Annotated in this window: 12 protein-coding genes; 4 read left to right on the forward strand and 8 right to left on the reverse strand. The window is 36.5% G+C overall.

What is annotated here, in order from left to right:
- Positions 1-130: 130 nt before the first annotated feature.
- Positions 131-1,762, forward strand: coding sequence for a M1 family metallopeptidase (locus tag V0410_RS05435; RefSeq protein WP_330746626.1), 1,632 nt, complete (start codon positions 131-133; stop codon positions 1,760-1,762).
- Positions 1,763-1,896: 134 nt separating this feature from the next.
- Positions 1,897-3,753, forward strand: a complete 1,857-nt coding sequence (locus V0410_RS05440) for a M61 family metallopeptidase (RefSeq protein ID WP_330746627.1) — start codon at positions 1,897-1,899, stop codon at positions 3,751-3,753.
- Positions 3,754-3,892: 139 nt separating this feature from the next.
- Here V0410_RS05440 and V0410_RS05445 read toward each other — a convergent pair whose 3' ends face one another.
- From V0410_RS05445 to pepE, 4 genes are all read right to left on the reverse strand, one after another.
- Positions 3,893-5,062 carry a sensor histidine kinase gene (locus tag V0410_RS05445; protein ID WP_330746628.1) on the reverse strand — a complete coding sequence of 390 codons (1,170 nt, stop codon included), beginning with the start codon at positions 5,060-5,062 and terminating at the stop codon, positions 3,893-3,895.
- A gap of 6 nt (positions 5,063-5,068) precedes the next feature.
- The gene (gene dacB / locus V0410_RS05450; RefSeq protein WP_330746629.1) at positions 5,069-6,442 is read right to left on the reverse strand and encodes a D-alanyl-D-alanine carboxypeptidase/D-alanyl-D-alanine endopeptidase; all 1,374 of its coding nucleotides are present in this window, start codon (positions 6,440-6,442) and stop codon (positions 5,069-5,071) included.
- Between the two features lie 96 nt (positions 6,443-6,538).
- Positions 6,539-7,390: a hypothetical protein gene (locus V0410_RS05455; RefSeq protein ID WP_330746630.1), complete on the reverse strand. Its 852-nt coding sequence runs from the start codon at positions 7,388-7,390 to the stop codon at positions 6,539-6,541.
- A complete protein-coding gene (pepE, locus tag V0410_RS05460; protein WP_330746631.1) occupies positions 7,390-8,082 on the reverse strand; it encodes a dipeptidase PepE in 693 nt (230 codons plus the stop codon). The genes V0410_RS05455 and pepE overlap by 1 nt, the downstream gene beginning before the upstream one ends.
- Before the next feature lie 194 nt (positions 8,083-8,276).
- On the opposite strand from pepE, the gene V0410_RS05465 reads away from it, so the two are divergent.
- Entirely contained in the window at positions 8,277-8,807 is a 531-nt protein-coding gene (locus V0410_RS05465; RefSeq protein WP_330746632.1) for a tetratricopeptide repeat protein, read from the forward strand.
- A gap of 332 nt (positions 8,808-9,139) precedes the next feature.
- Here V0410_RS05465 and V0410_RS05470 read toward each other — a convergent pair whose 3' ends face one another.
- Entirely contained in the window at positions 9,140-9,628 is a 489-nt protein-coding gene (locus tag V0410_RS05470; RefSeq protein WP_330746633.1) for a YdeI/OmpD-associated family protein, read from the reverse strand.
- 278 nt (positions 9,629-9,906) lie between these two features.
- Between V0410_RS05470 and fsa the strand changes: the two genes are divergently transcribed.
- Positions 9,907-10,560 (forward strand): fructose-6-phosphate aldolase, encoded by a 654-nt coding sequence (fsa, locus tag V0410_RS05475; RefSeq protein WP_002978975.1) that lies wholly within the window; start codon positions 9,907-9,909, stop codon positions 10,558-10,560.
- A gap of 62 nt (positions 10,561-10,622) precedes the next feature.
- Here the strand turns inward: fsa and V0410_RS05480 are convergent.
- The 3 genes from V0410_RS05480 to V0410_RS05490 all read right to left on the reverse strand — a co-directional run bounded on the left by V0410_RS05480 (position 10,623) and on the right by V0410_RS05490 (position 13,644).
- A protein-coding gene (locus V0410_RS05480) for an IS3 family transposase (protein ID WP_330746536.1) occupies positions 10,623-11,875 on the reverse strand; the annotation gives its coding sequence in 2 pieces (ribosomal slippage) (positions 10,623-11,548 and positions 11,548-11,875; 1,254 coding nt in all).
- A 109-nt stretch (positions 11,876-11,984) separates the two neighbouring features.
- Positions 11,985-12,551 (reverse strand): sugar O-acetyltransferase, encoded by a 567-nt coding sequence (locus V0410_RS05485; protein WP_330746634.1) that lies wholly within the window; start codon positions 12,549-12,551, stop codon positions 11,985-11,987.
- A 190-nt stretch (positions 12,552-12,741) separates the two neighbouring features.
- Positions 12,742-13,644 (reverse strand): GLPGLI family protein, encoded by a 903-nt coding sequence (locus tag V0410_RS05490; RefSeq protein WP_330746635.1) that lies wholly within the window; start codon positions 13,642-13,644, stop codon positions 12,742-12,744.
- Between the last annotated feature and the right edge of the window lie 30 nt (positions 13,645-13,674).

The following is a 13,674-nucleotide window of genomic DNA, read 5'->3' on the forward strand; positions in this document are numbered from 1 at the left end:
AACCCGTTTTTACAGCCCGGCAATGACCGGGCTTTTTTTATGCCTTCCTAAAATCTGTATTTAATTTGATTTCCGGCATCGGGCTATTAATTTAATTTTATACTTTTGAAAAGATTTAATAACAGTTTACATGAAAAAATTGTCATACACACTCTTATTTGCATCAGGACTGGTTTTCGGACAGTTCTTTGAAAAAGATAAGACTTTCACCAAACAGGATACTTTAAAGGGATCCAATACCGAGTTCAGAAATTTTTGGGATGTCAAAAAATATGACCTTTCCGTAGAACCGGATTTTGAGCAGAAAAGTATCAAAGGAAATAATAAAATCAGTTTTGAGATTACAAAAGATATTACCAATCCTGTATTTCAGATTGACCTTCAGCAGCCTATGAAAGCTGAAAAAGTGGAAGGAAGCTTTCCTATCGCGAATTACAGACAGGATGGAGACTTTATTTTCATTACAGCGAATAAAAAATTCAAAAAAGGCGAAAAATATACGATTAACGTCATCTATTCCGGAAACCCAACCATTGCTAAAAATGCGCCCTGGGATGGCGGATGGGTTTTCACTAAAGATGAGAAAGGAAATCCATGGATGACTGCTGCAGACGAAGGCATAGGAGCTTCCATATGGCTTCCTACCAAAGATATCTGGAGTGATGAACCTGACAACGGAATCATCATGAAAATTATAACTCCTAATGATCTGGTAGGTGTAGGTAACGGCAGACTCACTGATAAAAAGACAGCCGGAAATAAAACTACTTATACCTGGGAGGTTAAAAATCCTATCAATGCCTACTCCATTATCCCGAGTATAGGAAAATATGTAAATTTTAAAGATGTATTTGAAGGCGAAAAAGGAAAACTGGATCTGGATTACTGGGTAATTGACTATAATCTGGATAAGGCAAAAAAACAGTTTCAGCAGGTGAAGCCTATGCTTTCCGCATTTGAATACTGGTTTGGCCCATATCCGTTTTATGAGGATTCATACAAACTTGTAGAATCTCCTCACCTTGGCATGGAACATCAGAGTAATGTAGCCTACGGAAACAAATATCAGAACGGCTATTTGGGCAGAGATCTTTCCGGGACAGGAGTGGGACTGAAATGGGATTTCATTATTATTCATGAAAGCGGCCACGAATGGTTCGCCAATAATATCACAGCAAAAGACCAGGCTGATATGTGGATCCATGAAAGTTTCACCAATTATTCCGAGACTCTTTTCACCGAAAAATATATGGACAAAAAATCTGCTGACATTTATGTTCAGGGAATCAGGAAATTGATAGATAATGACATTCCTATCATCGGCCGTTATGGTGTAAGAAATGAAGGCAGCGGAGATATGTACCCGAAAGGGGCCAATATGCTTCACACGATAAGACAGGTCATCCATAATGATGAAAAATTCAGACAGATTTTAAGAGGTTTGAATAAAGATTTTTATCATCAGACGGTTACCACACAACAGGTAGAAAATTATATCTCCTCAAAATCGGGAATCGATTTTTCAACAGTGTTTGATCAGTACCTGAGAACAATAAAAATTCCAACCCTTGAGTATGCTCAGGATGGTGATGCTTTAAAGTTCCGGTATACCGATGTGGTAAAAAACATTAAACTGCCGATAATCATCAATGGTGACCAGACCATAAATCCAACGGAAGAATGGCAGACTGTAAAGCTTAAAAAGAGCTCTCCTGTTGAGCTTGACCCTAACTATTATATTAATTATAAAAATATTAAATAAAGAAAAAGGCAGATTTGCAAACAGCAGATTTGCCTTTCATTTTTTTGATCTTAAAATTTTAAGAAAAGTTTAATACTTTTTCTCGTAACAAATTCAGAAAAAAAGCAACTATTTAACTATTAATTTTAAACCTAATGAGAAAAACAGTACTTAGCCTTGGTATTTTTGCTGCTTTTTTAGCAAATGCGCAGTCTATAAAAACCACTATTGACCTTGTCAATGTAAAAGATGATAAAGTAGCCGTTACCATGGAGTTCCCAAAAATGAAATCCGGTGACATCAAATTTCATTTCCCTAAAACAGTTCCGGGCACTTATTCTGTAGACGACTATGGAAGATTCATCGAAGGAATCAAATTTTACGATAATAAAGGAAAAGAGCTTACTTATACTAAAGTAAATGACAATACCTATTCATTGAAAAATGCTCAGGGTCTTTCCAAAATCTCTTATCTTGTGAATGACAGTTTTGATGATGAATTGGATACCTCAAAGCATAAAGCCGTATTTTCTCCTTCAGGAACTGATATTGAAGCCGGAAAAGTATATATGATCAATACCCACGGATTTATCGGATATATCGATAACATGCAGGATGTTCCTTATCAGCTTGTCATTCAGAAACCAACTGATTTCTACGGAACCACAGCACTGGTAGATCAGGATAAATCTGAGAATACAGATACCTTTACTCTTGCCAACTATGCTAAAGTGACAGACTCTCCATTGATGTACACCAAACCGGATTACATTACCTTTAATGCCGGAGGAATGGATCTCGTACTGGGCGTTTATTCTCCCACAGGAAAATATAAAGCAGCCGATTTCAAAGAAAATCTTGAAAAAATGGTGGTTGCCCAAAAGAAATTCCTGGGCGATATGAACACGAATAAAAAGTATGCTATCATGCTTTATCTTTCCGGTGGTGACGGACCTAGCATTAAAGGTTTCGGAGCATTGGAACACCACGAATCTACAAGTGTAGTACTGCCTGAAGCAATGCCGAAAGATGCTATTGACAATACCATTACAGATGTGGTTTCCCACGAGTTTTTCCATACCGTAAACCCTCTGAAAACCCATTCCGAAGAAATTCATTATTTCGATTATGCAGATCCGAAAATGTCTCAGCACTTATGGATGTACGAAGGCGGAACGGAATATTTTGCCAACTTATTCCAGATCCAGGAAGGCCTGATCAGTAAAGATCAGTTCCTTCAGAGAATGGGAGAGAAAATTGCCAATTCCAAGAGCTATGACGATACAATGCCATTTACAGTAATGAGTAAAAATGTATTGGTAGAGCCTTATAAAGATCAGTACAGAAACGTCTATGAGAAAGGAGCTCTTTTAGCCATGTGTTTAGACATCGAGCTTAGAAAATTGTCCAACGGAGAAATGGGATATCGTGATATGATCAGAAAACTGTCTCAGAGATTTGGTGAAAACAAACCTTTCAAAGATGATAAACTGATTGACGAACTGGTAACAATTACCGGATATCCTCAGGTAAAAGAATTCTACAACAAATATATCGCAGGAAACCAGCCAACACCTTATGCACAATATCTGAGCATGGTAGGGGTGGATATTAAAAAACAGGAAAGCCAGCCTTTGTTCTGGTTTATCAAAGATCCGAACCAGACAGGTTTTGATGAAAAGACCAATGCCTTTGCTTTTGATGAACATTCTGCACTGTCTCCATTTGCAAAAAGTATCGGATTTAAAATCACAGACCAGGTGCTTGCTTTAGATGGAAGAACGGTAGATATCAAAAAGGTACAGGATTTTATCGGATATACCAGAACGATCAAGGACGGACAGGAAGTTACGGTAACCATTCTAAGAGACAATGCCGGCAAAAAAGAGAAAATGACATTGAAAGGAAAAGCAATTCTGGATAAAATGACCATGGAAACACTTTCTTTCAAAGCGAATCCAACACCGGAAGAACTGAAACTTCAGAATCAGTGGCTTACAGGTAAAAAATAAAGAGAAAAGCGGGGAAAATTTCCCCGCTTTTTATTTTCTCAAAGTTGAGCTTTCTAAACAAGCCTAAGATTACTTGATGCAAACCTAACAGGTTTTCAAAACCTGTTAGGTTTCTTATTTACCTTAATTTCACTAAGAATCAATCCTCTTTTCTGATTGTAATCCTGAAAGTACTTCCCTTTCCTACTTCAGTCTGAGATATTTTGATATCTCCGTTGTGGTATTCATGAATTACCCTTCTTGCTAATGACAATCCTAGTCCCCAGCCTCTTTTCTTGGTAGAATAACCAGGATTAAAAGCATTTCGTGCCTGCTGTTTGGTCATTCCGCTTCCGTTGTCTTTTACCTCAATGAGAATATTTTTATTTCTTTCAAAAACAGACATGGTGATAGCCCCTTCTCCTTTCATAGCATCTACGGCATTTTTTACCAGATTTTCGATCACCCAGCTCATCAGAATTTTGTTGTGAGGAACCAGAACGGTATACGTAGGAAGATTAAGCGTAAAATTGATCTTTCTGGAGATCCTTGTTTTCAAATAGTCATAATTCTCCTGAATGGTTTCATTAAAATTTCTGTCATTCAGTTCGGGGACAGAACCTATTTTTGAGAATCGCTCTGAGATCGTTCTGAGTCTTTCAATATCTTTTTCTATTTCATGTACTCCTTCCGAATCCGGATTATCAAGCTTCATAATTTCCATCCACCCGATCATGGATGATAAAGGAGTTCCGATCTGATGCGCGGTTTCTTTAGCCAGACCCGCCCAAAGATATCCTTCATCCGTCTTTTTAATGGTCTTGAAAAACCAGAAAGAAAAACCAAAATACAGCAGAATAAACAGCCCTAAAATATAGGGAGAATACCGGAGATTATTAAGAAGACGCGAGTTGTCATAATAGACAAACTGATTATTTCCATCCGGCACTTTGATCTCAATAGGATCATAATTTTTTTCCATATTGCGGATCAGATCCTGCAGTTTTTCAGGACTTTTAATCGTACTTTCAGGAATATTTCTGTAGTATCCGAGGTCAAGAATCGGGTTTTTATATTTATCTGTTACAATGAACGGAATGGTATTGTTAATGTTCAGAATATCCGGCAGCAGATCCAGCACATCAGTATCCGGAGTTTTAACCTCCTGTTGTATTCTTATCGCTTTGGAAAGAAGACTGATCCTTTTGATCTCCTCTTTTCTGAGAAAATTAATAAGCGATGTTGAAGCCACTACAATGGCGATCACCAAAGTAGTCATCACAACAAAAATAATCCAGTTATTCAGTCTGGTGAGGATGGATTTTCTCAAAGTATTTTATTTTAAAACATTCAGGATTTTCTGCAGCTCAGTATTTCCGCTTCCCTGATAGTTGTTGATGATAATCGAAAATACATATTTTTTCCCATCTTTTGCGGTGTGGTATCCGGCAAATGATTTGGTATCTCTCATCGTTCCGCTTTTCATTTTCATTCCATTATCCTGAACCGGAAATCCATCGTAGTATGTTTCAAACCATGATTGTTTTTTAGCATATAAAAGAGCCTGCACTTCTGCTTTTGCGGACACATAATTCTGAGGGGAAAGCCCGCTTCCATCTGCAAAGTTGATCATATTAGGATTGATCCCTTTTGATTTCCAGAATTCTTTCAGATAGGCAACTCCGCTTTTGAAGCTTGAATTTCCTTTTTTCTCTTTTCCTAACGTTTTAATGAATGTTTCTCCATACAGATTGATACTTTTTCTCAGAAACCAGTACACAATTTTATCAAGAGTCGGAGATTGATAAGTCAGGATAATATTATTTTTTGGGGCTGATAAAGGATTTTTTCCTTCTATTTCAAGCTGAGAATTCGTTACAGCTTTTCCAGACAGTTCAATTCCTGACTCCTTCAGCCATTGTTTTACTTCTGCTGCCAGCTGCAGCGGCGGATTGGGAGCAGAACCGGAAACAGTAACTGTTTTTCCAGCCGGAAGCATTCCATTAATCAAAGCGACATCAGAATGAGGGGCGGTAAAGATCAGGCTTTGATCCGAGTTTCCTCCTTTTTTCAGGTCATTCAGCCACTTTACACCTTCCAGCGGATAAGAAAAGCTTTTAAAATCGGTTCCATTAATATTGATATCAAACTGGTTCTCTTTCCAGTTGATTCCCCATACACCCGCACCATAGTAATTCCCCAGGTCATCCCACGGCCAGCCTCCCGGAATCGTTTGATGGTCAAAATAAGAATCATCAATGATCAGATCTCCTGATATTTTTGTTATCCCTGAATTTTTGATAGCATCAATCAGTTTCTTTTTAAAATTTTCGGGTTTATAGCCATCATATCTCCAGCTTCCCAAAGTAGGGTCGCCATTGGAGTTGATGAAAAGGTTTCCATTCAGCGTTCCTCCGGAGATATTTCCGGAATAGCTTGAAGTGGTGGTAAAAGTATAGTTTTTTCCTAAAGTTTCCAGTGCAGCTCCTGCTGTGAAAATCTTTTGTGTAGAGGCAGTAGAAAGACCTTTATTTCCCTGATATTCATATAAAAAGTTCCCGTTTTCATCGGAAACATAAAAAGATAAGCTGGAAGATACTGCTCCTGAAGAATCCATAAGATCCTTTGTTACTTTATCTAATTTTTGGGCTATATTCTGTGCAGCAACCATCTGTACAGAGAGTATGAGAACTGCAAATGTTTTTTTCATTACATTGTTATTTGGGTCTGCATGCAAAGGCTCCAATACAGTTTACAAAGAGTATCCGGACCTTTTTCTATTGATTTAAATTCTGATCAAATATAGTTAAAATAAAAGCTTTTCATACTCACTGAGCTCTTCGGAGGTGAAAAGTATCTGATGGCCAGGAGATTTTTCAAACGAACGATCATGTTTGAAATATTTCTCATAATCATCTTCATCTATAAAAATATCCATCTGGCATTCCTTTATATAGTTTGATTTTTCCCCGTAATCCTGAATAAAATATCCTGAATCATTCCAGGGTTCATGATGACAGCGCAGACAATTTCTTTGGTGCACAGCTTTATAACCGCATATTTCACAATTCCGGAGGTCCTGAAATACTGCTGAGATTTCATTCCGGCTCTCTTCTGGAAAAAAAGAAAGGGGAACGCTTCTCAAAAGCAGATAATAATTGGGTTCCTGCCATGAAAAGTAAAATCCCTCTTCAGGATGGGTATAAAGCCATAAACTCTTAAGATCATATTCTACCTCGGCTTTAACAATATTCTGAATATTCAGAACAATCTCATTGCTTCTTTTGACATTCTGTTTGTCATCAATTTCAATAACAGGCTGTTGTTCCAGAAAATGGTTCAGGCACAATGTGGTCTGCCAGGAGCCTATTGCTCTCATTTTACCTTCTTCTCCACAGATTTCACAGGTCTTGACAGAAAGTTCCGAATATTTACTTTTGATCTTTTTAAGTTTGTCATTAAGCGTTTCATCCTCAGAATAGGTATAGCATCTCAATTCGCCAAACTTCTCCTTTCCAAAGACACGGTGTTCCATATTCCAGCCTGCCAAAGCAAATTCATACAGCAATTTCCGGATCAGTTCATTCCATCCGGTACTGTTCACTGAAAAATTAGTGAGATTGCGTTCTATGAAAAGATTAATTTCATTTTCGCTCATTAAAGTCTGCTTCCTGCTTCTATTTCGTAAGGCTCTTTTCCTTTTTCAAAAATCCTTGTCAGCTCACTTCCTTCCACAGTAATGGAATCATTGGTTCTTCTGATCCAGTTCCCTTCTCTTAGACCAACCACTTTGATATCATTCTGGGTAAGAAACTCCTGAATACGGGTTTCTCTGGTTTCTCCGTTATGTTTTAAGTCGGGATTAGGATCAAGATAGTGCGGATTAATATTGAAAGGCACCAATCCCATACAGTCGAAACTTGGCGGATATACAATCGGCATATCGTTCGTTGTCTTCATATTCTGGCCTCCGATATTGCTTCCTGCGCTGCATCCGAGATAGGCTTTTCCTTTTGATACATTTTCTTTCAGGACAGACATCAGCCCTTCTTCGTGTAATGTTTTAACCAATAAAAAGGTATTTCCGCCTCCTGTAAAGAAACCTTTTGCCTGATGAATGGCTTCCTTTTTATCTTCAAATTCGTGAAGACCTTTCACTTTTATATCGATGGTTTCAAAGAAAGAACGTGCTTTTGCAGTATAATTATCATGGGAAATTCCGCCTGGTCTTGCAAAAGGAATAAATACAATTTCATCAATTCCGTTATAAAGTTGGATTAATTCTTCTCTTAAGTATTCCAGATATTCTCCACCAAAAAGTGTAGATGTTGAAGCTAATATGATATTCATACCACGAAATTTATAAGTATTATTAAAAACGAATCACAAAGATAGCCTCAAAGATCAACGAATCAAAAATTAAATTAAAAAAAACATCAATCCCGTTAATATTTTCTAAAAAAACTTAAAGCCTCTAAAATTTACGGTTTTGTGGAATTATTATTGAATTTTAGATTTTGACTTTAAAATATAAGATTATGAAAATGAGTAAAATTAATAGCCTGTTTTTAGGCTTAATACTAGCAGGAAGTGTAAGTCTTGTAAATGCACAAACGACTCAGCCTGAAACTTCAGCAGCAACAAGTCAAACAACTAATCCAACTATCGAAGATCTTAAAAAACAGATTGCGGCCAATCCAAAGGATGCAGAATCATTAGCAAAACTGGCTAATGCTTATCAGGAGGCTTCAGACTGGCCCAATGCTATTGATACCTGGAAAAAAGTATCAGTTTTATTACCGGACTGGGCTCCGGCTTATTACAGCCAGGCTTATGCCTATCAGTCTGCAAAAGATGATGCCAACGCAAAAATTGCTTACGAAAAGTATATTGCAGCCGTAAAACCTGAAGAAGTGGAGCAAAATAAGAAAAATCTGGCGTACGCTTATTTCTATCTTGCCTTTACAGAACAGAAAACTGATCCCAATAAAGCAAAAGAACATATTGCGAAATCGATACAGTATGATCCTACCAACCAGGATGCTGTGAAGCTTAGCAAAGCATTAAATTCTTAGTAAAAAAGAAAATGCCGGAAGTTTTTCCGGCATTTTTGTTTATTTACATATGTTTTAATATCAAAAATCATGATTTAAATTTAACGCAAAGATCAAGTAAATGCTGTTAAATTTTTGAGGAAGCCAAGGATGGAATCAATTTCATTGATCCTTTCTAAGCGCATGTATACCATAAAGCTTCATCAGCAACATTGTTGCTTTCTTAGCACACTTAGGAATAAGAGAATTTAAGCTAATCTTTGCATTAAATTTAAAATATATTTTTTGCAGAGTTAATCTTTTATAATTCCAGATTTCCGGTAATTATTTGAAATTTTTGTCTTGCTATGATCCTACTCAATCATCTTTCCGAAAAAATCTGTTTCACCATGTAGATGCCTGATGATTTTCTCAATATTTCTCTGAATACTGGCTTCGGTTTTTAAATTATTAATATACCTTACCAGCTCATTTTTTCTTGAAGGAATCAGCTTTTCAAAATTTTCCGCAGCTAAAGCACTTTCTTTGATTGCCTTTTCTAATTGAGGATGAATAGGTATACTTCGGTCGGAATCATCATATTCCAGAACAACTTCAATAATTTCCCCGATTCTTTTCGGTGAATTTTTCAGCATAGTCAGATTCACGTAAAGCCTCCACTCACCTAAATATTTCATGAGGTTTTGTTTGAATTCTTTCCCGTTCACCGTTCCTTTTACAGCGATTGGGCTCTTATTTCTTCCGGATTTTTCAAAAATCGTGTCCAATATTTCTTCCGGAACAAATACAAAAGGATTAATTCCTATGATTTCCAAAGTGGCGCTGAAACTATTGTTTTTCATGGATGGTAATTTAAGTTGGTCTGGCTGGAAGCTAGAAGCTAGAAGCTAGAAGCTAGAAGCTAGAAGCTAGAAGCAAAAATAACAGTTTGACGAATATCTAGGGAATTTCTTTTTTTATTATTTCAAAACCATTACTTTCATACACTCCCACAGCCAAACCCGTTTACCCTCAAACCCTCTCACTCTACCACTGCAAGCCCAAAACCCCGTAACTCAAAATTCATACCTCATAACCCAATTAATTCCCTATATTTGTATCAATAAATCTATTTATCAAAATGAAATTTTTTATTGACACAGCTAATTTAGAGCAAATCAAGGAAGCAAGAGACCTTGGAATTTTAGATGGTGTAACAACCAACCCTTCCCTAATGGCAAAAGAAGGTATTCAGGGAGCTGAAGCCATCAAAAACCATTATAAAACGATCTGCGAGCTTGTAGACGGAGATATTTCTGCGGAAGTTCTTTCTACAACGTATGAAGAAATGATTAAAGAAGGAGACGAATTGGCTGCTATTCACCCGAATATCGTTGTAAAAATTCCGATGATCAAAGATGGAATCAAAGCTTTAAAATATTTTTCCGATAAAGGTATCAAAACTAACTGTACATTGATCTTCTCTCCGGGGCAGGCTCTTTTGGCAGCTAAAGCGGGAGCAACTTATGTTTCTCCTTTCTTAGGAAGATTGGATGATATTTCTACAGACGGCTTGAACCTTATTCAGGAAATCAGATTGATTTTCGATAACTATATGTACGAAACTGAAATCCTTGCAGCTTCTATCCGTCACTCGATGCATATCATCGACTGTGCTAAGATCGGAGCTGATGTTATCACATCTCCACTTCCTCCGATCCTGAGCTTATTGAAGCACCCATTAACAGACAGCGGATTGGCTCAGTTTGTTGCAGATTCTCAGAAATTAGCATAATCACTGATCCTTATTATGACTAGTCCTGAAAAAGGTTGACTAGTTTAATATTTCAAATATACTTAAATCAGAGTAGGAATTTTCCTATTCTGATTTTGTTTTTTGTATGTTTTTAATTTCACGTTATTTTTCATATGCACTTGGCTGGGGATGTTATAATTTAGGGAAAAATGAGGTCTTAAATTATTATAATAATAAATTGATTGGTCAAGCTGCTGTGAGAGATTCTTAAAGTTTTCAAAAGTATCAATCAATCCAAACTCATATTTTAGAATGCCGTTTACCCTCTCTGCTACAGCATTCTCATAAGGATCCGAGTTCTCGGTCATACTGATAAGAATATCATTTTTCCTTAACGTTTCAGTATATTCTTTACTACAATACTGCAATCCTCTGTCTGAATGATGAATTAAAGAATGTTTATACACCCTGTTCTTTAGGGCTTGTTTTAATGCTTTCAATGTGGAGGCAGTCTGTAAATTATCACTTAGTTCATATCCTACAATTTTCTTTGAATAGGCATCGGTAATCAAATGAAGATAATAATTTTTCTCTTTGGTCTTCAGATAGGTAATATCTGCAACCCAAACTTTTTCTGAACATTTCAACTCCTTTTCTTTAATAATATTCGGGTATTTCTTCATCCAATGTCTGGAATTGGTTGTTTTAAAATAACTGTGTCTTCTGGGAATTAAAAGATAATTCGATCTTAAAAGTTGAAACAGCCGATCTCTTCCTATACGAAGATCCTCTTTTGAAAAATCATTTTTAAGTAATACATAAAGTTTTCGAGTCCCTATTTTAGGCATCTTTTTACGAATTGATAATACCAGTTCTATAATCCTTTTTTGATTATTGATAGAATCAGGCTGTTTCTTCCTTTTATAATAAGCTTGTTTACTGTATCCAAACAATCGGCAGATATCTTCCAGTGAAAGATTTGTATACGGCCTTATTTCCTGGATTGATTGGAACCAGACTTTTTTATAATTTCAATCTTCAACTCACGCTCTGCGATTTCTATAAATTTCTTAAACACTTTGAGCTCTTCTTCCTTTTTGGATAAAGCAGCTTCAAGCTCTTTAATCTTTTGTTTCTGTGGATCTTTCATAGGTCTGCCTTTACTTAATTGTTTTTCATAAGTAAAGTTACCATATTTTATTAACCAACTAGAAATGCATGAATTACCCCGAATATTGTATCGAGTTTGCAATTGGGATTTTGTATATAATCCCCGTTCATATTCAGAGACAACTTGCCGTTTGAATGCCTCACTGTATTCTTGGACAGGGGGCGATGTTTTTTTTAGATTCATAAGGGTGACTAATTTTATGGTTTTTTAGTCAACCTTTTTCAGGACGAGACATTACATAAAAAATCCCGGAACATTGTTTCGGGATTTTACTTTATAATGATTCTGCATATTATTCTTTGGGAATATTTTTCACCATTTTACACGGATTTCCCACGGCTACTACATTCTCAGGAATATCTTTCGTTACCACACTTCCAGCTCCAATCACAGAATTATTTCCGATAGAAACACCCGGAAGTACAACAACGTTTCCTCCCAGCCAAACATTGTCACCTACTTTGATGGGATGTGCATATTCCAGTCCTTCATTCCTTTGCTTTGCATCAAGAGGATGGCCTGCGGTATAGAAACTGCAGTTGGGACCGATAAACACATTATCACCAAACTCTACTTTGGCACAATCCAAAATGACCAGATTGTGATTGGCGTAGAAATTCTCTCCTACGGTTATATTATATCCGTAATCACACCAGAAACTGGGCTCTATACAGATAATATTCCCTTTGATACTGCCGATAATGCTTTTAAGCAATCGGAATCGGTTTTCGGAATCGGAATTTTTTAGAGCATTATATTCCTGACACAAATCTTTGCATGCAATGCGTTCTTCTATTAATTCTTTATCGTAGTTGGCATTGTATAAAAGTCCGGCTGCACATTTTTCCTTTTCTGTCATAAGATATAAAGTTTATTGCTTATTGCTTATTGCTTATTGCTTATTGCTTATTGCTTATTGCTTATTGAAAGATAAAAAAATATATTATAACATCATGAATTGATATTTGTCACATTTTATTTGACTTCTTTTGTCAAACAAAAATAGGATGACACGTATGCCATCCTGCAGATATTAGAAAATATAATTTTTAATTTACCAGATCCGGTTCAATCGGATTGTTATCTTTTTTAAGGGCTTCTTTAGTATTTTTTTCTATTTCCCTAAGTACCTGATTGGGATCTGAGATTTCTTTACCGTCTCCTGTTCTCAGCTTGAAACTAAATTTGGTATTGCCATCACCATTTTTCATCAACATTTCTCTCATATTCTTTGCTGGATCATTTATATAAGCCTTCCATACTTTTTTAAACTGATCTTTTGTGACTTCCAGCTCTTTTCCCCCTATTCCCAACACTTTTACATGATCAGGCATCTGCATTTCCGAGTCAGCAGCCGGAGTATTAATCGTTTTATTACCTATCATCGTCATGATATGAGATCCGGTGGTGTCCTCAATCTTTACGATAAGACCGGGAAGACCGTAAAAGACATAAGGCCCATCCTGAAAAGGAAGATCTGTTGCAAACCAGGCTATCCATTCCCTTCCTCCAAAGCTGGCAGTGGCTTTCTGAGCCTGATACGCTCCTATTTTTTGTTTCTCGGCCAATATTTTCCATTCCGGTTTCTGATCTTCTTTTATTTTATATTTATCTGTGGAAATGCTTCTGAAAAGATAGGTTTTGAAATCAGGATATTGTTTGGTAACTTTATAAGAAACCTGCCCGGGCTTTTCCCGTCTGTTAACACTGATATTTCCACCTCCGGCTTTTAACTGTTTTTCAAGTTCTGCCTTTCCAATAGAATCTGATACAAATTTATCACGGCTGTAATAGCTTGATCCCTCTTTATCAATATCAAGCAACATCATTTCTGTCTTTACATCTTCCTTGTTATTGGAATCCGGAATAAATTTGTATTCATAAAAAAACCTGTTGACCTGTGCACTGACAAGCACACCCAGAAATAAAAAAAATAGAATTTTACTTTTCATAATGTATGTTTAAAAAAAGGCTTTGCCAAT

It is taken from the genome of Chryseobacterium sp. CP-77, from assembly GCF_036362765.1.
GTDB lineage: Bacteria > Bacteroidota > Bacteroidia > Flavobacteriales > Weeksellaceae > Chryseobacterium > Chryseobacterium cupriresistens.